This is a genomic window from Pseudomonas sp. 2995-1, from assembly GCF_002742505.1.
GTDB lineage: Bacteria > Pseudomonadota > Gammaproteobacteria > Pseudomonadales > Pseudomonadaceae > Aquipseudomonas > Aquipseudomonas sivasensis.
Window position 1 is genome coordinate 128705 of the sequence record NZ_LJSA01000432.1, and the last position, 21474, is coordinate 150178.

Annotated in this window: 19 protein-coding genes; 9 read left to right on the top strand and 10 right to left on the bottom strand. The window is 61.1% G+C overall.

Going from position 1 to position 21474, the window contains the following annotated elements; translation table 11 throughout:
• Window positions 1–9: 9 nt before the first annotated feature.
• From AOA61_RS22480 to gap, 3 genes are all read right to left on the bottom strand, one after another.
• Window positions 10–978: a FecR domain-containing protein gene (locus AOA61_RS22480; RefSeq protein ID WP_099602750.1), complete on the bottom strand. Its 969-nt coding sequence runs from the start codon at window positions 976–978 to the stop codon at window positions 10–12.
• A gap of 74 nt (window positions 979–1052) precedes the next feature.
• Window positions 1053–1571 (bottom strand): RNA polymerase sigma factor, encoded by a 519-nt coding sequence (locus AOA61_RS22485; protein ID WP_032890856.1) that lies wholly within the window; start codon window positions 1569–1571, stop codon window positions 1053–1055.
• A gap of 193 nt (window positions 1572–1764) precedes the next feature.
• Window positions 1765–2766, bottom strand: coding sequence for a type I glyceraldehyde-3-phosphate dehydrogenase (gene gap, locus AOA61_RS22490; protein ID WP_032890857.1), 1002 nt, complete (start codon window positions 2764–2766; stop codon window positions 1765–1767).
• A 221-nt stretch (window positions 2767–2987) separates the two neighbouring features.
• On the opposite strand from gap, the gene edd reads away from it, so the two are divergent.
• From edd to AOA61_RS22510, 4 genes are read left to right on the top strand one after another with little or no spacing between them, the layout of a single operon-like run.
• A complete protein-coding gene (gene edd / locus AOA61_RS22495; RefSeq protein ID WP_032890858.1) occupies window positions 2988–4814 on the top strand; it encodes a phosphogluconate dehydratase in 1827 nt (608 codons plus the stop codon).
• The gene (locus AOA61_RS22500) at window positions 4811–5767 is read left to right on the top strand and encodes a glucokinase (RefSeq protein WP_032890859.1); all 957 of its coding nucleotides are present in this window, start codon (window positions 4811–4813) and stop codon (window positions 5765–5767) included. The genes edd and AOA61_RS22500 overlap by 4 nt, the downstream gene beginning before the upstream one ends.
• A gap of 59 nt (window positions 5768–5826) precedes the next feature.
• Window positions 5827–6561 carry a response regulator gene (locus AOA61_RS22505; protein WP_032890860.1) on the top strand — a complete coding sequence of 245 codons (735 nt, stop codon included), beginning with the start codon at window positions 5827–5829 and terminating at the stop codon, window positions 6559–6561.
• A complete protein-coding gene (locus AOA61_RS22510) occupies window positions 6551–8020 on the top strand; it encodes an ATP-binding protein (RefSeq protein WP_032890861.1) in 1470 nt (489 codons plus the stop codon). Before AOA61_RS22505 ends, AOA61_RS22510 begins: the two co-directional genes overlap by 11 nt.
• A gap of 120 nt (window positions 8021–8140) precedes the next feature.
• Here AOA61_RS22510 and AOA61_RS22515 read toward each other — a convergent pair whose 3' ends face one another.
• The gene (locus AOA61_RS22515; protein ID WP_099602751.1) at window positions 8141–9070 is read right to left on the bottom strand and encodes an AraC family transcriptional regulator; all 930 of its coding nucleotides are present in this window, start codon (window positions 9068–9070) and stop codon (window positions 8141–8143) included.
• A gap of 328 nt (window positions 9071–9398) precedes the next feature.
• Between AOA61_RS22515 and AOA61_RS22520 the strand changes: the two genes are divergently transcribed.
• Window positions 9399–9740 carry an antibiotic biosynthesis monooxygenase family protein gene (locus tag AOA61_RS22520; protein ID WP_032890863.1) on the top strand — a complete coding sequence of 114 codons (342 nt, stop codon included), beginning with the start codon at window positions 9399–9401 and terminating at the stop codon, window positions 9738–9740.
• 44 nt (window positions 9741–9784) lie between these two features.
• Window positions 9785–10030, top strand: coding sequence for a hypothetical protein (locus tag AOA61_RS22525; RefSeq protein ID WP_099602752.1), 246 nt, complete (start codon window positions 9785–9787; stop codon window positions 10028–10030).
• Window positions 10031–10154: 124 nt separating this feature from the next.
• Here the strand turns inward: AOA61_RS22525 and AOA61_RS22530 are convergent, their stop codons facing one another.
• Complete coding sequence (locus AOA61_RS22530) at window positions 10155–10787, bottom strand: flavin reductase family protein (protein ID WP_099602753.1); 633 nt, start codon at window positions 10785–10787, stop codon at window positions 10155–10157.
• 191 nt (window positions 10788–10978) lie between these two features.
• On the opposite strand from AOA61_RS22530, the gene AOA61_RS22535 reads away from it, so the two are divergent.
• Window positions 10979–11734 carry a membrane protein gene (locus AOA61_RS22535; protein WP_032890866.1) on the top strand — a complete coding sequence of 252 codons (756 nt, stop codon included), beginning with the start codon at window positions 10979–10981 and terminating at the stop codon, window positions 11732–11734.
• 54 nt (window positions 11735–11788) lie between these two features.
• On the opposite strand, the gene AOA61_RS22540 is transcribed toward AOA61_RS22535, so the two are convergent.
• The 4 genes from AOA61_RS22540 to AOA61_RS22555 form a co-directional block, all read right to left on the bottom strand.
• Entirely contained in the window at window positions 11789–13108 is a 1320-nt protein-coding gene (locus tag AOA61_RS22540; RefSeq protein WP_032890867.1) for an MFS transporter, read from the bottom strand.
• Between the two features lie 165 nt (window positions 13109–13273).
• Window positions 13274–14608, bottom strand: coding sequence for a sigma-54 dependent transcriptional regulator (locus AOA61_RS22545; RefSeq protein WP_095185777.1), 1335 nt, complete (start codon window positions 14606–14608; stop codon window positions 13274–13276).
• A complete protein-coding gene (locus tag AOA61_RS22550) occupies window positions 14602–16368 on the bottom strand; it encodes an ATP-binding protein (protein ID WP_032890869.1) in 1767 nt (588 codons plus the stop codon). The genes AOA61_RS22545 and AOA61_RS22550 overlap by 7 nt, the downstream gene beginning before the upstream one ends.
• A gap of 105 nt (window positions 16369–16473) precedes the next feature.
• The gene (locus tag AOA61_RS22555; RefSeq protein ID WP_032890870.1) at window positions 16474–17997 is read right to left on the bottom strand and encodes a fumarate hydratase; all 1524 of its coding nucleotides are present in this window, start codon (window positions 17995–17997) and stop codon (window positions 16474–16476) included.
• Window positions 17998–18215: 218 nt separating this feature from the next.
• Here AOA61_RS22555 and AOA61_RS22560 point away from each other — a divergent pair, with 218 nt between their 5' ends.
• Both AOA61_RS22560 and AOA61_RS22565 read left to right on the top strand, forming a co-directional pair.
• Window positions 18216–19148 (top strand): iron-sulfur-binding ferredoxin reductase, encoded by a 933-nt coding sequence (locus tag AOA61_RS22560; RefSeq protein WP_099602754.1) that lies wholly within the window; start codon window positions 18216–18218, stop codon window positions 19146–19148.
• 30 nt (window positions 19149–19178) lie between these two features.
• Window positions 19179–19928, top strand: coding sequence for an enoyl-CoA hydratase-related protein (locus tag AOA61_RS22565; RefSeq protein WP_099602755.1), 750 nt, complete (start codon window positions 19179–19181; stop codon window positions 19926–19928).
• A gap of 63 nt (window positions 19929–19991) precedes the next feature.
• Here the strand turns inward: AOA61_RS22565 and pyk are convergent, their stop codons facing one another.
• Window positions 19992–21443: a pyruvate kinase gene (pyk, locus tag AOA61_RS22570; protein WP_032890873.1), complete on the bottom strand. Its 1452-nt coding sequence runs from the start codon at window positions 21441–21443 to the stop codon at window positions 19992–19994.
• Between the last annotated feature and the right edge of the window lie 31 nt (window positions 21444–21474).

The following is a 21474-nucleotide window of genomic DNA, read 5'->3' on the forward strand; positions in this document are numbered from 1 at the left end:
AATTCTCATTTAGTTCAGGATGACCAGCGCCGGGTATTCCGAGAGCTTGGCAGAGGTGATGTGCGCCAGTGAGCGCACGACGTCCAGGGGTTGATCGAGCCGGTAATTGCCGGTGACCGCGACGCTGGCGAGTTGGTCGTTGGTGTTGACGATCCAGCCGGGGTAATAGCGGCGCAACTCGGCGAGCACTTCGCTCATCGGGCAGTTTTCAAAAATCAGCCGGCCTTGCACCCAGGCCAGGTCCTTATTGGCGTCCAGCTTGGCCGGTTGGCCGAAGCCTTTGGGGCCGATGCGGATACTTTCGCCGGCGCGCAGGCGTACGCGGGCATCGTCGAAAGTGTTGCTGAGGTCGACATCACCGCGCTGCACTTGCACCTGGGCCTCCCCATTGAGGTAGCGCACGGCGAAGGCGGTGTCGCGCACGCTGGCGCGCACCGGGCCGGCGTCGATTTCCAGGGGCTGGCCATGGTTGGGCACAACCTCGAAAAAAGCCTCGCCCTGGTACAGGCGGGCGATGCGCTGGTGGTCCTTGATGCTGCTGGAGAACGCCGAGTTGGTGTTCAGCAATACTTTCGAGCCGTCGTCCAATTGCAGACGTTGTCGTTCGCCCACCACGGTGAGGTGGTCGGCCTGCAGGCGCACCGGCAGGTTGCTGAAGCTGAACAGCCCGATCAGCAACACCGCGGCGGTGGCGAGCGGTTTCCAATGGGGTTTGATTCGGCGCCAGGCGCTGGGCTTGCGCGGCGCGGCCAGGGCCACCGCGGCGCTGTGAACCGGCGCGCCACCCCAGGCGGCCTGGGCCTTGGCGAAGGCGTTGACGTGGGCCGGGTCGCGGGCCATCCAGGCTTCAAACTCGGCCTGCTGCCCAGCTTGCGGGCACTGCAAGGCAATCAGCCAATCCAGGGCCTGGTCCATAGCCGTGTCTTGCAGCACCTCATGAGCCAGCTCATGAGGGCGCAGTTTATTGGGGTCCGTCACGGTGTTCCTCGGGTCTTCGCCACGTTCTATTCATTATTCCTACAGCTCGGGTCGACATTTCTGTCGCGTGCAGCTTAAGGCCGATCCAGCCGGTCGGCCACACCTACGCAGATGGCCATGATCAATTTCAGTTCCTTTTGCACCGTGCTCAGGGACACGTCCAACTGATCGGCAATCTCCTGGTAGCTGCACCCGTGCAGGCGGCTGAGGATGAAAATCTGCTGCTGGCGGGCACTCAATTGGCCCAGGCTGACGCTCAGGTGTTCAAGCAGTTGCTCGGCCTGAGTCGCATCTTCGGGGGTGCTGATAGGGGCGGCGACGCTTTGCAGGATGTCCAGCGGGACATCTTCCTGCAGCGTGCGGGCCTGGATTCTGCGTGAGCGCAGGTGGTCCAGCGCGAGGTTACGTGCGGTTTGATAAACGAAGGGTTCAAGGTGATCGATCGGCCGCTCGCTGAGGGCCCGTGTGACGCGCAGGTAGGTTTCCTGCAGCAGGTCCTCGGCGGTGCTGTGGTTATTCACCATCCGCTGCAAGGTGCGTAGCAGAATCACCCGTTGGGTGAGAAAGACTTGGTTGAAGCGAGATTGGCTCACAGTGATACCAGACCGATTTGCAGCAAATGATAATGCTTATCATCAACTCAAATGGCAAGTGGCTATTTCTCTGGGCCTACTTAGAACAATGTGGGAGGGGGCTTGCCCCCGATAGCGGTGTGTCAGTCAACACATTCCTGACTGATACACCGCCATCGGGAGCAAGTCGAATCGCCCCTCCCAAAGCATCGCATTATTCGGCGTTACACAATGCCAGGCAGTTATCCAGCATACGGTTGGAGAAGCCCCACTCGTTGTCGTACCAGGCCAGTACTTTGAGCAACTTGCCGCTGACCTTGGTGTGATTGGCGTCGAAGATCGACGACAGCGGGTTGTGGTTGAAGTCACTGGAAACCAGCGGAAGGGTGTTGTAACCGAGGATCTTCGAGTGCTGGCTGGCTTCCTTGAGCAGCGCGTTGACCTCTTCGGCAGTGGCTTCTTTCTTCAGCGTTACGGTGAGGTCTACCAGGGACACGTTGATTACCGGCACGCGCACGGCCATGCCGGTCAGCTTGCCCGCCAGTTCCGGCAGCACCAGGCCCACCGCTTCGGCAGCGCCGGTCTTGCTTGGGATCATGTTCTGGGTGGCGGAGCGCGCGCGGTACGGGTCGGTGTGGTAGACGTCGGTCAGGTTCTGGTCGTTGGTGTAGGCGTGGATGGTGGTCATCAGGCCACTCTCGATGCCCAGCTCGCGGTGCAGCACCTGGGCGACCGGCGCCAGGCAGTTGGTGGTGCACGAGGCGTTGGAGATGATCTGGTGGGACTGACGCAGAATGTCGTGGTTCACGCCATACACCACAGTGGCGTCCGCGCCTTTGGCCGGTGCCGAGATGATCACCTTGCGTGCGCCGGCGGTAATATGGGCGGCGGCCTTGTCACGGTCGGTGAACAGACCGGTGCATTCGAATACCACGTCAATCTTGTGTGCAGCCCATGGCAGGTCAGCCGGGTTGCGAATGGCACTCACGGCAATCCGGTCACCGTTGACGGTCAGGCTTTCCTGATCGTGGGCGACCTCTGCGTCGAATGTGCCATGTACGGTGTCGTATTTGAGCAGGTGGGCATTGATCGAGCTGTCGCCCAGATCGTTGATGGCGACGATCTGCAAATCCTGGCGGTAGCCTTGGGTATACAGTGCGCGCAGGACATTACGGCCAATACGGCCAAAACCATTGATTGCGATACGAAGAGTCATTGGAGAGTGCCTGTCGTCGATTTGTTGTAAGAATTACAAGATTATTCGCATAAAAATAGAAAACAAGCCTTTTTAGTGGCAATATTTTGTTCAATCTACAACGAGTGACCTGAATCAACTGGTCCGATGATTCAAACGACACCCTGCCATCCCATGCGCTGCGGGCGTTTGATCAGCATAGACACTCAGGTCGCCACATCCGTTAGCCTGGAGTTCTACACATGCATCCCCGCGTTCTTGAGGTCACCGAACGGCTTATCGCCCGCAGCCGCGCCACCCGCGAGGCTTACCTTGCGCTCATTCGCGGCGCCGCCAGCGACGGTCCGATGCGCGGCAAGCTGCAATGCGCCAACTTTGCCCACGGCGTGGCCGGTTGCGGCACCGAAGACAAAAACAGCCTGCGCATGATGAATGCCGCCAACGTGGCAATTGTTTCCTCATATAACGACATGCTGTCGGCGCACCAGCCGTACGAACATTTCCCTGAACAAATAAAGAAAGCTCTGCGTGAAGTCGGCTCGGTCGGCCAGTTCGCTGGTGGTACGCCTGCAATGTGCGACGGTGTGACCCAGGGCGAGCCAGGGATGGAGCTGAGCCTGCTCAGTCGTGAAGTCATTGCCATGTCCACGGCGGTGGCGCTGTCCCACAACATGTTCGACGCCGCACTGATGCTGGGCATCTGCGACAAGATCGTCCCCGGCCTGATGATGGGCGCGCTGCGCTACGGTCACCTGCCGATGATCTTCGTACCGGGCGGCCCAATGCCGTCGGGTATCTCCAACAAGCAGAAAGCCGACGTGCGCCAGCGCTACGCCGAAGGCAAGGCCACTCGCGAAGAGCTGCTGGAATCGGAGATGAAGTCCTACCACAGCCCCGGCACCTGCACCTTCTACGGCACTGCCAACACCAATCAACTGTTGATGGAAGTGATGGGCCTGCACTTGCCGGGCGCTTCATTCGTCAACCCGTACACGCCGCTGCGTGACGCGCTGACCCGTGAAGCCGCGCATCAGGTTACGCGCCTGACCAAGGCCAACGGCAACTTCACGCCGATCGGCGAGATCGTCGACGAGAAATCCATCGTCAACTCCATCGTCGCCCTCAACGCGACCGGCGGGTCCACCAACCACACCCTGCACATGCCGGCCATCGCCATGTCGGCAGGCATCATCCTCACCTGGGACGATATGGCTGACCTCTCCGAGGTGGTGCCGACCCTGTCCCACGTGTATCCAAACGGCAAGGCCGATATCAATCACTTCCAGGCGGCGGGCGGCATGTCGTTCCTGATCCGTGAGCTGCTGGAAGCGGGCCTGCTCCACGAAGACGTCAACACCGTGGCCGGCAAGGGCCTGAGCCGATACATCCAGGAACCGTTCCTGGTCGACGGCGAGCTGGTTTGGCGTGACGGTCCTATCGAAAGCCTCGACGAAACCATTCTGCGCCCCGTGGCCCGTGCGTTCTCGCCGGAAGGTGGTCTGCGCGTGATGGAAGGCAACCTCGGCCGCGGTGTGATGAAAGTCTCTGCGGTAGCCCCAGAGCACCAGATCGTCGAAGCGCCGGCGGTGGTGTTCCAGGATCAGCAGGATCTGGCCGATGCGTTCAAGGCTGGTCAGTTGGAAAAAGATTTCGTCGCGGTGATGCGCTTCCAGGGCCCGCGCTCCAACGGCATGCCCGAGCTGCACAAGATGACGCCGTTCCTGGGTGTGCTGCAGGACCGTGGTTTCAAGGTGGCATTGGTGACAGACGGGCGTATGTCCGGCGCGTCGGGTAAGATTCCCGCCGCGATTCACGTCAACCCCGAAGCCCAGAGCGGCGGGCCGCTGGCGCGAGTGCGCGATGGCGATATCATTCGTGTGGATGGCGTTACCGGCACCTTGGAGCTTAAGGTGGACGCCGAAGAATTTGCAGCGCGCACGCCTGCCACGGGCCTTCTGGGCAATAACGTGGGGGCCGGCCGCGAGCTGTTTGGATTTATGCGCTTGGCCGCAAGCTCCGCAGAGCAGGGCGCCAGCGCCTTTACCTCTGCCTTGGAGACGCTTAAGTGAAGTTAGCGCTGGTCGGTGATATCGGGGGTACCAACGCCCGTTTTGCAGTGTGGCGGGATTCGGCACTGCATTCGATTCGGGTGCATGCCACGGCGGATTACCCAACCCCTGAAGAGGCGATCAAGGTCTATCTGAAGGAAGAGGGCCTGGAAATCGGGGACATCGGCGCGGTGTGCCTGTCGGTGGCCGGGCCGGTGAGTGGCGATGAATTCAAATTCACCAACAATCACTGGCGCCTGAGCAAGACGGCGTTCTGCAAGACCTTGCAGGTGGATGAACTGCTGCTGGTCAATGACTTCTCCGCCATGGCCCTGGGGATGACCCGCCTGCAACCCGACGAATTTCGCGTGGTTTGTGAGGGCACGCCGGAGCCGTTGCGCCCGGCGGTGGTGATCGGGCCTGGCACTGGCCTGGGCGTCGGCACACTGCTGGATCTCGGCGCAGGTCGTTACGCGGCGTTGCCGGGGGAGGGCGGCCACGTCGACCTGCCCCTGAGCAGCCCTCGGGAAACCCAGTTGTGGCAACACATTTACAACGAGATTGGCCACGTCAGCGCTGAAACGGCGTTGAGCGGTGGCGGCTTGCCGCGTCTGTACCGCGCGATTTGTGCGGTGGACGGTCACGCGCCTGTGCTCGACACGCCCGAGGCCATCACGGCTGCAGGCTTGGCCGGCGACCCGGTGGCGATGGAAGTGTTGGAGCAGTTCAGCGTCTGGCTGGGCCGAGTGGCGGGCAACAATGTGCTGACCACCGGTGGACGCGGTGGTGTGTATATCGTGGGTGGGGTGATTCCGCGGTTTGCCGACTTTTTCATCAACAGCGGCTTTGCCAAGAGTTTCAGCGACAAAGGCTGCATGAGCGACTACTTCAAAGGTATTCCGGTGTGGTTGGTGACCGCGCCGTATTCCGGGTTGACCGGGGCGGGTGTGGCGTTAGAGCAGGCATTTGCTTAGGCAGTGACCTGCCCCCGATGAGGCCATAAAGAACACCCCATAACAACAAGGAGGACCCCGTGAGCGTAATCAGTAAATCGATTCTCCTCGTCGACGACGACCAGGAAATCCGCGAATTGCTGCAAACCTACCTCAGTCGCGCCGGTTTCCAGGTGCGTGGCGTGCCGGATGGCGCGGGGTTCCGCCAGGCGATGAACGAGGCGCCGTGCGACCTGGTCATCCTCGATGTGATGTTGCCGGACGAAGATGGCTTCAGCCTCTGCCGTTGGATCCGCCAGCACCCGCGCCAGGCGCAGGTGCCGATCATTATGCTTACCGCCAGTTCTGACGAAGCCGACCGCGTGATCGGCCTGGAACTGGGCGCCGATGACTATATCGGCAAGCCGTTCAGCCCTCGCGAGTTGCAGGCGCGGATCAAGGCTCTGTTGCGGCGCTGCCAGTTTGGCCAGGAGCGCAGTGGGAGTGGCGATGTGCTGGTGTTCGATGAATGGCGCCTGGACATGATCAGCCATCGGCTGTTCCACGTGGACGGCGAGGAAGTGATTCTCTCCGGTGCCGACTTCGCACTGCTCAAGTTGTTTCTCGACCATCCGCAACAAATTCTCGATCGCGACACTATCGGCAACGCCACCCGTGGCCGCGACCTGATGCCGCTGGACCGCATCGTCGACATGGCGGTCAGCCGCCTGCGCCAACGCCTGCGCGACACCGAAAAGCCCCCGAGGCTGATCCGCACCGTACGTGGCAGCGGTTATCAACTGGCAGCCAGCGTGGTTGCCGGCAATGTCCACTGAACCGGTGACCGAACGCCGGCGCCGCTTCCCGGTACCGCGCTCGCTGCTGGGGCGCATGCTGCTGCTGACCTTGCTTGCGGTGTTGTTCGCCCAGGCGTTGTCCAGCGTGATTTGGGTTTCGCAGTTGCGTGCTACCCAGCTTGAGGGCCTGGTCACCAGCGCTCGCAGCCTGGCCCATTCGATGACCGCCAGTGTGAGTTACTTCCGTTCGTTGCCGGTGGCCTATCGTCCGCTGGTTCTCGACCAATTGCGTAGCATGGGCGGCACCCGGTTTGTAGTCACCCTTAATGACCGTCCGCTGGACATGCAGGTATTGCCCGAAACCCCACGCAAGCAGGCGGTGCTGGTGGCCGTGGACGAAGTGCTGCGCCAGACCCTGGGCGCCGACGTGCACATCTCGGTGGAATTCGTCAGCGCCGAAGACCTGCGCATCTTCAACGCCGGCCTCAAGCTCGATGAGTTGCCGCGCTCTTGGGCCCATTACGCCCTGACCCTGGAACCGGTAAACCCGCCGGTGCTGGTGACCCAGATCCAACTCGCCCCCGGCGAATGGCTGTACATCGCCTCGTTGCTGCCTGAGCCCTACACCAGCCTTGAAGAACAGGGCCTACCGTCCCAGCAGGTGTGGTTTATCGTGTTGACCAGCGGTTTTCTGCTGTTGTTCATTGGCCTGCTGGTGCACTGGCAAAGCCGCCCCCTCAAGCGCTTGGCGCGGGCGGCGCGAGACATGTCTCTCGGCGCCGATGTGGAGCCGGTGGCCGAAGGCGGCGGCAGTGAAGTGGTGGAAGTGGGCCGCGCGTTTAATGCCATGCGCGAGCGCATCAGCCGCTATTTGACCGAGCGCAGCCAACTGTTCAGCGCGATTTCCCACGACCTGCGCACACCGATCACCCGCCTGCGTCTGCGTGTGGAACTGCTCGAAGACGAAAACCTGCAAACCAAATTCGGCCGTGACCTGGATGAATTGGAGTTGCTGGTGAAGGGCGCGCTGCAATGTGTGAAAGACACCGATATCCACGAGAACATCCAGCCGGTCGATCTCAACCATGTGCTCGAATGCCTGGTAGAGCCTTATGTGGCGCCAAACGGTAACGGCCGTGTGACCCTGGATGGCGCTGCATTGGCGACCTATCCGGGCAAGCCGCTGGCGCTCAAGCGGTGTATCGGCAACCTGATCGATAACGCGTTGAAGTACGGGCAGAACGCGCATTTGCATATCGAGGATGATGGTGCGCAGTTTGTCCTGCACGTCGACGATGAAGGTCCCGGCGTTCCGGAGCAGCGTTTGGAACAGGTATTCGAGCCGCACTTCCGCCTGTCCGGGCAGCAGCAGGGCTATGGGTTGGGCCTGGGGATTGCGCGCAATATTGCCCACAGCCATGGCGGTGAAGTGAGTTTGCAGAATTTGCGGGAGGGGGGCTTACGGGTGACCCTGCAACTACCGCGCACCCTGGATTGAATGCTCGCGGCCCCATGTGAGAGGGGGCTTTCCCCCGATGGCAGTGTCTCAGTCTGGTATCTAAAGCAGACCCACCGCTATCGGGAGCAAGCCCCCTCCCACATTTTGATCTTCATTCGGTCAGATGCTTTGGCGCAGGCGGGCCAGATCCCGCAGCGGCGGCGCCCCAAACAATCGGCTGTATTCCCGACTGAACTGCGACGGGCTTTCATACCCCACCCGATAGCCCGCCGCTGATGCTTCCAGCCCTTCGGCGATCATCAATCTGCGTGCTTCCTGCAAGCGCAACTGCTTCTGGTACTGCAAGGGGCTCATGGCGGTGATTGCCTTGAAGCGGTGGTGCAATGTCGAAACGCTCAGGTTCACTTCCTTGGCCAGATCATCAATGCGAAGCGGTTGTTCGTAGTTGCCATTGAGCCACTTGATCGCTTGGCTCACCCGATGGCTCTGGCTGTTGGCCACGGCAATTTCATACAGGCGATAACCCTGCGGCCCACGTAGCAAGCGGTAAAGAATTTCCCGGTTGATCAGTGGGGCCAGCATGGCGATGTCTTTGGGCGTATCCAGCAAGCGCGCCAGGCGCAGCACCGCGTCGAGCAATTGGTTGTCAATCCGGTCCACGTACATGCCGCGTGATGTCGGGCGTGTGGGTACGCCCATGGGGCCGGCTTCAGCGATCAGGGCGGTCAGCTGCGCCGGGTCGATATTGATCCGCACCGACAGGTTCGGATCGTCGGGCGTGGCGTCGATGATCCGCCCGGCCACCGGCATCGCCACCGAGAACACCAGGTAATTGAGCGGGTCGTAGGCAAAGATTTCATCCGCCAGGCGCACTTCCTTGCTGCCGTTGGCAAGGATGCACAGCGCGGGTTCCACCAGCACCGGCATAAAGTCGCGTGGCGTGTTGTGGCGGTTCAGGTAGAGCGACGTGATCGCGGTACCGTAGGAGCCATCTTCCCAAGTATGCCTGTGCACGATACTGGCCAGTTCGGCACGCTGCTTTTCCATCTCGGCATCGAGAGGAATGGACTGATATTCGGGCAACGACATGAAGCGTCCTCTGCAGGCGGCTTTGATGGGGTCAGCTTAGCGGCGGCTTTTCAAATAGTGTTAGGTCGATTCTGCACAATCCTTGCCTGATCCTGCGGCGTATCGCCAATCAGGCAAGCGTGAGGCCTGTCATCTCCCTGAAATACTGCGTTTGTGCATGGCGCAAAACCAGTGAGCCGAGTACCCGGTTTACGCTTCTCGCAGGATTGTGCAATAAGCCGGCAGGAATCGACTAACCGCGCCTACCTGCGCGCCGTTATCTTTGATCCTGTGGCAGCACACCCTCACCGTGTTTGCCGAGCATCACTTCTCAACGGGAGAGTCGAACATGTCCACCCCCATTCCCGCGAGCCATATGGCCTTTATCCGCGCCCGCACCGGGTGCAGCACCGAACTCGGTGCACGCTTGAGCAGTTTGATCGAACCGGGTCGCCAGGCTCAGGGTTGTCTGCAATTCTCGTTGCAGCATTCCCAGGTCGATCCCGATGTGTGGTTGGTCTCGGGTTTCTGGAGCAGCGAGCAGGCGATGAGTGCCTACTTCAGCTCGCCGGCCCTGATGATCTTTACCGAGCTGTTGAACGACATGGTGGTGCGCAGCATGGATTTCCAAACCTTCACCGACGCATCCGCCACCAACGCCTATGGCGAGTACCTGCAACTCGCTGGGTGAACAGGTTTAGAATGGCCGCCTTTCCATTGGCCAGGACCTGCAACATGGCACGTAAACAATTTACCCACCACGAAGCCGTATCCGCCGTAGTACCGGGTGAAGGGGGCTACAGCGCCGCCGTCGCCGTCAAGGCACTGGATGGTATGGGGGCACCGAAGTTTCACAAGATCCTGGATGGACAGACGTTCAAGACCGCCTCCGACGCCGATGATGCAGCCACCGTGCAGCTTGAGCGGTTGATCGGTGTGGATGAAGAGGGGCAGCTGACCTGGGCGAGCGCCGCCATCTGAACAACGCCGACAATCTAATGTGGGAGGGGGCTTGCCCCCGATAGCAGTGTGTCAGTCAACAAAGATGTTGAATGTGCCATTGCCATCGGGGCACGCCCCCTCCCACATTTTTGTTGTATTTCAGTCAGGGTTTGCTGGCGCCTGGGCGATACATCTTGAACAGCGCCTCCGGCCCCAGCTGGAAGTAATCCGCCGGGCCGCCACCACGCAGGATCGGCTCGGCGGCGGCGGTGTCGTAGATGCCATCCTTGAGCAGCCACTTGGCAATGTGCACCGCGACCACCTCGCCCAGCACCAGCCAGCTCGGCACCAACCCTTTGTCGGCGCGTTGCAGCTGGATAATCTGCGTCACCTTGCATTCGAATGACACCGGGCTTTCGCCCACCCGTGGCACGGCGATGATTTTCGAGGCCACGGGCGTCAGGCCGGACAACTCGAACTCATTCACCTCCGGCGAGACCGCCGCGCAACTCTGGTTCATCTGCTCGGCCAGCGGGCGGGTAGCCAGGTTCCACACGAACTCGCCGGTCTGTTCGATATTGTTCAGGCTGTCTTTGCGCCCGACACTGGAAAACCCAATGATCGGCGGAATGTAGTTGAACGCATTGAAGAAGCTGTAGGGCGCCAGGTTCAGGCGGCCTGCGCTGTCGTGCGACGAGATCCAGCCGATTGGCCGTGGACCAACGATGGCGTTGAACGGGTCATGTGGCAGGCCGTGGCCGTTGGCGGGTTCGTAGAAATGGATATCGTCAGACATGAGCCGGGGTTCCTGCTACGCAATTCTGGGAGGCGCTCATAGTGCAACCCGTGGCAGCGAATTTCCATCAAGCCATGGAATTTTCATTCATCGCCCACCTATTTTTCACAGCGGCCCGTTCAGTCTGCGCACAAGGTCGACACCCCTATAAGTCGGCCATCGAAAGACTGAGCTTCGGAGCCTTCTACCTTATGAATAAACTTCCTCAGATCACCCTGGCGTTCTGGGTCATGAAAATCTGCGCAACCACCTTGGGCGAAACCGCCGGGGACTTGTTGTCGATGACCCTGAATGTCGGTTATGCGATCAGTTCGATGATTTTGATCAGCGTGTTCCTGGTCACCCTGGTGACGCAACTCTGGTCCAAAACCTACAACCCGGTGCTGTACTGGATCGTGATTTTGTCCACCAGCACTGCGGGTACCACGATGTCCGACTTCATGGACCGTACCCTGGGGCTGGGTTACGCCACGGGGTCGATGATCCTGATTGTGATCCTGATGATCATTTTTGCGCTGTGGCACCTCAGCGGTGACTCGCTGAACGTGAACAAGGTGCAGACCTTCCGGGGTGAGTTGTTCTATTGGATGGCGATCCTGTTCTCCAACACACTGGGCACCGCATTGGGCGACTTCCTGGCGGATGATTCGGGTCTCGGCTTCGCCGGTGGTGCCTTGTTGATTGGCTCGACCATCGCTGCGGTGGTGGCGCTCAAGTACTTCACCCAAATCTCGTCGGTGTTGTTGTTCTGGGTGGCGTTTGTGTTGACCCGGCCGTTTGGTGCAACCCTGGGCGACTTCCTGACCAAGCCCCATGAAAAGGGCGGATTGGATTTCGGCACCATTGGATCATCGGCGGTATTGGCGGCGGTGCTGGTGGTGATGATTGCCGGAGCGTCCTATGCGCAGCGGCGGTATGGGCGCAACGAGGTGGCGGAACTGTCCTGATTAACCCAGCGATGTAAAACCAATGTGGGAGGGGGCTTGCCCCCTCCCACATGTTTAGTCCGTGGTAATCCGCGAATGTTTGCGGGTGTCTTTCATGGTCACGTAGACCATCAGCGACACCGCGATACACGCAGTCACGTACCAGTAGTAGCCGGTTTCCATCCCGATGCTCTTGAACCACAGCGCGATGTATTCAGCTGTACCGCCGAAGATCGACACGGTCAGTGCATACGGCAGGCCCACGCCCAGGGCACGGATTTCGGTCGGGAACAGTTCGGCCTTCACCACCGCGTTGATCGAGGTGTAGCCACTGACGATGATCAGCGCGGCCATGATCAGGAAGAACGCGCCCCACCAGGACTGGATGGTGTGCAGGGTGGTGAGGATAGGCACGGTGAACAGGGTGCCGAGGATGCCGAAGGCGATCAGGATAGGACGACGGCCGACCTTGTCGGACAGCCCGCCGATGATGGGCTGCAGGCACATGAACAGAAACAGCGTTGCCGCCGAGATGGTGGTGGAGTCGGAGATGCTCATCCCGACGGTGTTCACCAGGTATTTCTGCATGTAGGTGGTGTAGGTGTAGAACGCCAGGGTGCCGCCCATGGTCAGGCCGACCACGGTCATCAGTTCCTTGGGGTGACGCATCAAGGTGCGCATTGCGCTTTCCTTGGCTTTTTCTTTCTTGGTGAAGGACTCGGTTTCTTCCATGCCACGACGTAGGTACAGCGCGACGACTGCGCACAGGGCGCCGATGGCGAACGGGATACGCCAGCCCCACGCGTACAGTTGCTCGGTGGTGAGTACCTGTTGCAGCACGATCAGCACCGCCAGGGCGATGAGCTGACCGGAGATCAGGGTTACGTACTGGAAACTGGAGTAGAAGCCGCGACGTTCCTTGGTCGCCATCTCGCTGAGGTAGGTGGCGGAGGTGCCGTATTCGCCGCCGACTGATAGCCCCTGCAGCAAACGGGCAAACACCAGCAGGATGGGCGCACCGATACCAATGGATTCATAGCCCGGGCTCAGGGCAATCAGCAGCGAGCCGAAGCACATCAGGTAGACCGAGGCCATCAGGGCTTTTTTACGCCCGACCTTGTCGGCGTACAGGCCCATCAGCCAGCCACCGATCGGGCGCATCAGGAAGCCCACGGCGAAGATCGCGGCGGTGTTGAGCAGTTGGGCGGTGGTGTCGCCTTTCGGGAAGAAGGCTTTGGCGAAGTACAGCGAGAAAGCGGCGTAGACGTACCAGTCGTACCACTCGACCATGTTGCCGACCGATCCGCTGAAGATCGATTTGATGCGGCTGGAGGTGGTGCGTTCTTTTGCCGGCGCTGCCGCCGACCCCAGAGGCAGGGAGTTGGAGTTATCCATTGAAGGATCCTTCATCTAGTTGTTTTTATGGAGCGGCGCGAGCGCTGCCTGGCTGGGCTATAGCAGGAGCTGTGCCAGGTAGATGAAGGCCCGATCTAGAAGGGTTTGCAGATTTTTTTGAGCGGAAACTTGCTGAAGATTCGGGGCCAATGAGCGGAAATCCGCTCATTCGTCCTTGAGGAACATGTCCCGTGCAAGGCCATGGCGCTGCATCTTTTCATTGAACGTCCGGCGGGGCAGTTGCAGCTCCGTCAACACCGCCTTGATATCGCCCTTGTGCCGGGTCAAAGCGGCCTTCAGGCAATGGGCTTCGAAGGCTTCCTGCTGCGCAGCCAGTGATTGCCCGGCCTCGATGCCCTCCGGCTCCGGCTCGCCAAGGCCTAATACCTGGCGCTCGGCGACGTTGGCCAGTTCACGCACATTGCCGGGCCAGTCATGGCTGAGCAGGCGCCCCAAGGCTGGGCCGCTCAACGGCTCGGGCGTGCGGCCTAAGCGTTCGGCAGCGCTGTGGGCAAAGTGCTCGTACAGCAGCGGAATATCTTCACGACGCTCGCGCAAGGGCGGCAGGCGCAATTGTGCGACGGTGAGGCGATAGGCCAAGTCTTCGCGAAAGCGTCCGGCGCGGGCCTCTTCGAGCAGGTCAGGCTTGGTCGCGGCAATGATGCGCAAGTCCACATGGATGCTCTGGTTAGAGCCCAGTCGTTCCAGTTTCTGCTCTTGCAATACCCGCAACAGTTTCACTTGTTGGGCCAAGGGCATGCTTTCGATTTCATCCAGGAACAGCGTGCCGCCGTGAGCGTACTCCAGCTTGCCGATGCGCTTGCCCTGGGCGCCGGTGAACGCGCCGCTTTCGTGGCCAAACAACTCGGCTTCAAACAACTGCTCGGGAATTGCCGCGCAATTGAGCGCCACAAACGGCTTCTTGGCCCGAGGGCCGAAATCATGCAGGCAGCGCGCGACCAGTTCTTTACCGCTGCCGGTCTCGCCACGGATCAACACGTTGACCGGCAAGCTGGCCAAGTCGAGCACCTGGCGGCGCAGGTTCTGCAACCCGCGGGACACGCCGAGCAGGCTGGATTCGAGCTGCGAGCGGTGATCGGCCTGTTGATGCAGGCGACGGTTTTCCAGGATCAGCCCGCGTTTGTCCAATGCACGTCGCAGGCTGTTGAGCAGGGCCTCGGGGCTGAAGGGTTTTTCCAGGAAGTCGTAGGCGCCGTCGCGCATGGCTTCGACGGCCATCGGCACGTCGCCGTGACCAGTGAGCAATATCACCGGCAAGTCGGCGTCGCGGCGCTGTACTTCGGCGAGCAATTCCAGGCCGCTGAGACCAGGCATGCGCACGTCGCTCAGGATCACACCGGGAAAGTCTTTGGGCAGGTGCGCCAGGCATTCCTCGGCGCGGCTGAACAACTGCACCTCAAACCCTGAGAGGCTTAACCACTGCTCCACGGCCGTGCGAATGCTGGCTTCGTCATCGACCACAATCACCGCATTTAGCATAGGTCCGGCGTCTCCAGCGCGATGGGCAAGGTCAGGGTGAAAGTCGCGCCGTCGCCCTGGTTATCGGCGATCAGGCGTCCGCCCAGTTCGTGCACGATAGCGAAGGACACCGCCAGCCCTAAACCGAGGCCGTCACCCACCGGCTTGGTGGTGAAGAACGGATCGAACACGTTGTTCAGGTGTTCTTCGGGGATCCCGCCGCCGCTGTCGCTGACGGTCAAAAGCCAAAGCTGTTGGTCGGCGTGCAGGCGGATCTCAAGGCGCTTGCGCGGTTTGTCGGCCATGGCGTCGAGGGCGTTGCGCAGCAGGTTGATCAGTACTTGTTCCAGGCGGATGGCATCGCCGCGCACCCAAGCCGGGCGTGTCAGGTCCAGCACGACGCCAATGGCTTCATCGCGCAGGCGCGCGTCGAGCAGATGCAGGGACTGGTCGACCACCGTGGCCAGGTCCAGGCGTTCGCGCAGGCCACTAGGACTTTTGCGAGCGAAGGTCTTGAGATGGCCGGTGAGTGCGGCCATGCGCGTGAGCATGTCGTCCAGCGGCGTGAGCGCCTTGTAGGCGTCGTCCACACGGCCGTGATCCAGCAACAGGCGCAGGGTAGCAAGCTGCATGCGCTGGGCCGTGAGTGGCTGGTTGATTTCGTGGGCGAGGGCGGCGGACATCTGCCCCAGCGCCGCCAGCTTGGCCGATTGCACCAAACCATCCTGGGCGGTGCGCAGGGCCTGGGTGCGTTCTTCCACCAGTTGCTCCAGCTCTTCACGGCTGCGCTGGCGCAAGCGGGCCAGGCGCCAGCGTTGGCTCAGGAACAGCGCGAGGAACACCAGTGCCAGCCAGGAACCGGCGGCGGCCAGTCCCGCGTTGCGTTGGTCTTCAAAAGGAAATTGCGGTTTGCGCAGCAGGTGCAGGGTCCAGCCTTCTGCCTTCAATGGCAGGGATTCCCAGATGTATTGGGCGCTGCCGTCGGGGCCGTTGACGCGCATCAGGTGACTGTTTTCGTCGAAGCGCTGCAGGGTGTCGGTTTCCAGCGCCAGCAGTTGTTTCTTGTCGTACTGGCGGGTGGCCTTGAGCTCAGCGAGGTCATTGGCCGATAGCGGCCGCAGGTTCCGATAGCGCCAGCCAGGCTGGTTGGCAATGAACACGATGCCACGCGCATCGCTGACCAGCAGCAAGTCATTCCCCTGGGCCCATTCTTGCTCAAGCTCAGGGAACTCCAGCTTCACCACCATGGCGCCAAGGAACTGCTCGTGTTCATCGAGCACCGCGCTGGAAAGGAAGTAACCCGGAATCCCGGTGGTCACTCCCACCGCGTAAAAGCGCCCGGTGCCCTGGCTTTTGGTCTGGCTGAAATACGGCCGAAATGCATAGTTGTGCCCGACGTAACTGCTCGGCAGCGCCCAGTTGCTGGCAGCCACGGCCAGGCCGGTGCGGTCCATCAATTCCAGGGTGGACGACTGCGCGGCGCCATTGATGCGTTCGAGCTTGCGGTTAAGCGCGTCTTGGGTAGCGGTGTCCAACGGGCCCTTTAACGCGCTGATCATTTCCGAGTCCAGTGCGAGCACGGCGGGCAGGGCGCGGTAGCGTTCGATCAGGGTGTGCAGCGAGTTGGCATATAACGCGAGCTGTTGGTTGGCGCGGGCGGCCTCATCCACGAGGGCCTGGCGTTCGGCCTGGCGCGTGGCCAATGCAGCGGCCAGCACCGCACCAGCGATGATCAACAGGGCGTAGAAGGTCAGGCGCAGGGGGCGAGGGATCGCGATCATACGGTGATGAGCAGGCACGGTAAGGGGCAAGCACCATACCACGCGCCATAAAAAAGGCGACTGGGCCATGGGGCCGCAGTCGCCTTTATCCTTGAGGGAAAGTGCTTACTGCACTTCTACCGCCAGGCTTTCACTGATCTTTTGCTGCCAGATGGCAGGACCGGTGATGTGCACGGATTCGCCTTTGCTATCGACTGCAACGGTGACCGGCATGTCTTTGACGTCGAACTCGTAGATCGCTTCCATACCCAGTTCGGCGAACGCGACAACCCGCGACTTCTTGATAGCTTGCGCCACCAGGTAAGCAGCGCCGCCCACGGCCATCAGGTACACGGCCTTGTGGTCCTTGATCGCGTCGATGGCGGTCGGGCCGCGCTCGGATTTGCCGATCATGCCCAAAAGGCCGGTTTGCTCAAGGATCTGGCGGGTGAACTTGTCCATCCGCGTCGCGGTGGTCGGGCCAGCCGGGCCAACCACTTCTTCGCGCACCGGATCAACCGGGCCGACGTAGTAGATGAAGCGACCCTTGAGGTCTACCGGCAGGGTTTCGCCCTTGTTCAGCATCTCGACCATGCGCTTGTGCGCAGCGTCGCGGCCAGTGAGCATCTTGCCGTTGAGCAACACGGTTTCGCCCGGTTTCCAGCTCTGGACTTCTTCCGGGGTCAGGGTGTCGAGGTTGACGCGACGAGCCGACGGGCCGGCTTCCCAGACGATTTCCGGGTAGGCGTCCAGCGGTGGCGCTTCCAGCGACGCCGGGCCCGAGCCGTCGAGCACAAAGTGTGCGTGACGGGTGGCGGCGCAGTTGGGGATCATGCACACCGGCAGGGAGGCGGCGTGGGTCGGGTAGTCCATGATCTTCACGTCGAGCACGGTGGTCAGGCCACCCAGGCCCTGAGCGCCAATGCCCAGTTGGTTGACCTTCTCGAACAGCTCCAGGCGCATCTCTTCGATACGGTTGGACGGGCCGCGCTTTTTCAGCTCGTGGATGTCGATGGACTCCATCAACACTTCTTTGGCCATCACTGCGGCTTTCTCGGCGGTGCCGCCGATGCCGATGCCGAGCATGCCCGGCGGGCACCAGCCGGCGCCCATGGTCGGAACGGTCTTGAGCACCCAGTCGACGATCGAGTCGGATGGGTTGAGCATGGCCATTTTTGACTTGTTCTCGGAACCACCACCTTTGGCCGCCACGTCCACTTCCACGGTGTTACCCGGGACGATGGAGTAGTGGATCACGGCCGGGGTGTTGTCCTTGGTGTTTTTACGTGCACCGGCCGGGTCGGCCAGGATGGATGCGCGCAGGACGTTTTCCGGCAGATTGTAGGCGCGACGCACGCCTTCGTTGATCATGTCGTCCAGGCCCATGGTGGCGCCATCCCAACGTACGTCCATGCCCACGCGCACGAACACGGTGACGATACCGGTGTCCTGGCAGATCGGGCGATGGCCGGTGGCGCACATGCGCGAGTTGATCAGGATCTGCGCCATGGAGTCACGGGCTGCCGGCGATTCTTCGCGCAGGTAGGCCTCGTGCATCGCCTGGATGAAGTCAACGGGGTGGTAGTAGGAAATGAATTGCAGGGCGTCGGCAACGCTCTGAATCAGGTCGTCTTGCTTGATCACGGTCATGAGTCGCGCTCCTCTATAAGGGAACATTCAATAAAGGTGGGCTCAGTGGGGTACATCGGTCGGCTGAGCCCACCTTTCCAAGGCACGCCAAAGTGGTGCAGGCGCGACGCTAAAAAGGCGCGGCAGTATAACCCGACGCGGTGGCCGATACACCCGACTATGGTCAAACTGTCGCAGGCATGATTCCCTGTGCGCCTCCCCTGTAATTGAGTCCTTATATGCCTGAACTGTACGTCGGCGAACGCCATTGGTCGGTAACTGCCGGCAGCAATCTGCTGGATGCCTTGAACCAGGCGGGTGTGGCCGTGCCCTACAGTTGCCGGGCGGGCAGTTGCCATGCGTGTTTGGTGCGCTGCCGGGGCGAGGTCGAGGACAAGCAGCCCGATGCCCTGAGCCCCGCGCAACGCCAGGACGGTTGGCGGTTGGCCTGCCAGTGCCAAGTGACGGGCGATCTGCAGGTCGAGGCGTTTGACCCGCTGCGTGACGGTTTGGCCGCCCTGGTGGTGGGTGCTGATTGGCTGAACTCGAATGTAGTGCGCCTGCGCCTGCAACCTGAGCGCGGTCTCCGTTATCGGGCTGGACAGCACCTGGTGCTGTGGGCAGGGCACGTCGCGCGGCCTTACTCCCTGGCGAGCCTGCCCCAGGAAGATGCATTTCTGGAGTTTCATATCGATTGTCGGCAGCCCGGTGAATTCAGTGATCTTGCCCGGCAGTTGCAGGTCGGGGATCAACTGCGCCTGGGCGAGCTACGCGGCGGCGCTTTGCAATACGATCCCGACTGGCAATCCCGGCCGCTTTGGCTGCTTGCCTCCGGCACTGGCCTCGGCCCGTTGTGGGGCGTATTGCGCGAGGCTTTGCGCCAGGATCACCAAGGCGCCATTCGTGTGATTCACCTGGCCCATGATGCCGACGGCCATTATCTGGCTGAACCCCTGATGGCGCTGGGTGCATGTCATCCGAACCTTACGGTGGAACTGTGGACCGCGGCCGAGTCGGCCCAGGCATTGGCGCAACTGCGGCTTGTTTCCCGGCAAACGCTCGCCTTACTCTGCGGACACCCCGCCAGTGTCGAGGCGTTTTCCAAGCGCCTGTTTCTGGCGGGACTGCCGCGTAATCAACTGCTGGCCGATGTGTTCCTGCCCCGTGGTTGAGCGCTGAACTCTACAGCCGCGAGACTCACCATGACCGACGCCATCCTGCTGCACCGCGAGCGCGGGTTGCTGACCCTGCAGCTCAACCGCCCGGATAAGAGAAACGCCCTGACCCGCGCCATGTACACGCAACTGGCCGAGGCGCTGGAGCAGGCGGATGCCGACTCAGCGATCAGCGCCGTGCTGATCCAGGGCAGCAGCGAGTGTTTTACCGCCGGTAATGACATCGGCGATTTTCTTGAACAGCCGCCCAGTGATCTCGACAGCCCAGCGTTTCATTTTATGAAAAGCCTACTCAACTGCCGTAAGCCGGTGATCGCGGCAGTGGCGGGAGTCGCGGTGGGGATTGGCACAACCCTCCTGCTGCACTGTGACCTTGTTTACATCAGTCGTGATGCGCGCTTGCGTATGCCGTTCGTCAACCTGGGGCTGTGCCCGGAGTTTGGTTCGAGCCTGATCCTGCCGCGTTTGCTTGGGCATGCGAAGGCAGCTGAACTTTTGCTATTGGGCGAGGGGTTTACCGGGGAGCAGGCTGCCGCCTGGGGCATCGCCACTGAGGCGTTGGGCAGTGGTGAAGCGGCGTTGGCCAAGGCGCGGGAAATGGCTGAGCGTTTTGAAATCCTGGCGCCGGGGGCGGTGCAGGTGACCAAGCAATTGATGAAAAGTGTGGACCGTGATCAGTTACGCCAGGTCATCGAGGAGGAGGGCGCGTTGTTCGTCCAGCGCTTGAAGTCACCGGAGGCGATTGCGGCGTTATCGGGGTTTATCGCAAAACGCTAACCCACATGAAAAGCAAAAAACCCCGCCATTCGCATGGCAGGGTTTTTGTTTTCAGCGTGTCACTTAGACCATTGGGTCGCCAACGTGCAGGATCTTCATGCCGTTGGTGCCGCCGATGGTGTGGTAGCTGTCGCCCTTGGTCAGGATGACCCAGTCGCCTTTCTCCACGACGCCACGCTTGATCAGTTCGTCGATGGCCGCTTGGCTGACTTCATGGGGCGGCAACGACGCCGGGTCGAACGGAACGGTGTACACGCCACGGAACATGGCCGCGCGGGCCTGGGTTTCGCGGTGAGGGGAGAACGCGTAGATCGGAACCGAGGAACGAATGCGCGACATGATCAACGGCGTGTAGCCACTTTCGGTCAAGGCGATGATCGCTTTGACGCCCGGGAAGTGGTTGGCGGTGTACATGGCTGCCAGGGCGATGCTCTGGTCGCAGCTTTCGAAGACCTTGCCGATACGATGGCTGGAGGTCTTGCTGGTCGGGTGCTTTTCGGCGCCGACACAGATGCGCGCCATGGCCTGCACAGCTTCCAGCGGGTACGGGCCGGCGGCACTTTCAGCCGAGAGCATCACGGCGTCGGTGTAGTCGAGCACGGCGTTGGCCACGTCGGATACTTCGGCGCGGGTCGGCATCGGGTTTTGGATCATCGACTCCATCATCTGGGTCGCGACGATCACCGCTTTGTTGTGGCGGCGTGCGTGCAGGATGATCTTCTTCTGGATACCGATCAGCTCGGCGTCACCGATTTCCACACCCAGGTCACCACGGGCAACCATCACGGCGTCGGACGCTTTGATCAGACCGTCGAGAGTTTCGTCGTCGGCCACGGCTTCGGCGCGTTCGATCTTCGCCACCAACCAGGCAGTACCGCCGGCTTCGTCGCGCAGTTTGCGGGCGTATTCCATATCAGCGGCGTCGCGCGGAAAGGACACGGCCAGGTAGTCCACTTCCATTTCAGCAGCGAGCTTGATATCGGCCTTGTCTTTTTCAGTCAGGGCCGGGGCAGTCAGGCCACCGCCGCGACGATTGATGCCTTTGTGATCGGACAGCGGACCGCCGATGATCACGGTGCAGTTCAGTTCGGTCGGGGTGGCGGTGTCGACACGCATTACCACGCGGCCGTCATCCAGCAGCAACTCGTCACCGACGCCACAGTCCTTGACGAGGTCCGGGTAGTCGATACCCACGACGTCCTGGTTGCCTTCGGTCAGCGGGTGGCTGGTGGAGAAGGTGAATTTGTCACCGATCTTCAGCTCGATACGCTTGTTGGTGAACTTGGCAATACGGATTTTCGGGCCTTGCAGGTCACCCAGCAGTGCGACGAAGCGGCCGTGCTTGGCGGCCAGGTCACGCACCAGCTTGGCGCGAGCCTTGTGCTCGTCCGGGGTGCCGTGGGAGAAGTTCAGACGGGCAACGTCCAAACCAGCCAGAATCAGCTGTTCGAGGACTTCCGGCGAGTTACTGGCCGGGCCAAGGGTGGCGACGATTTTGGTACGACGGACGGACATGCACAGACTCCTGAGTTCAAGCGCTGAGGAA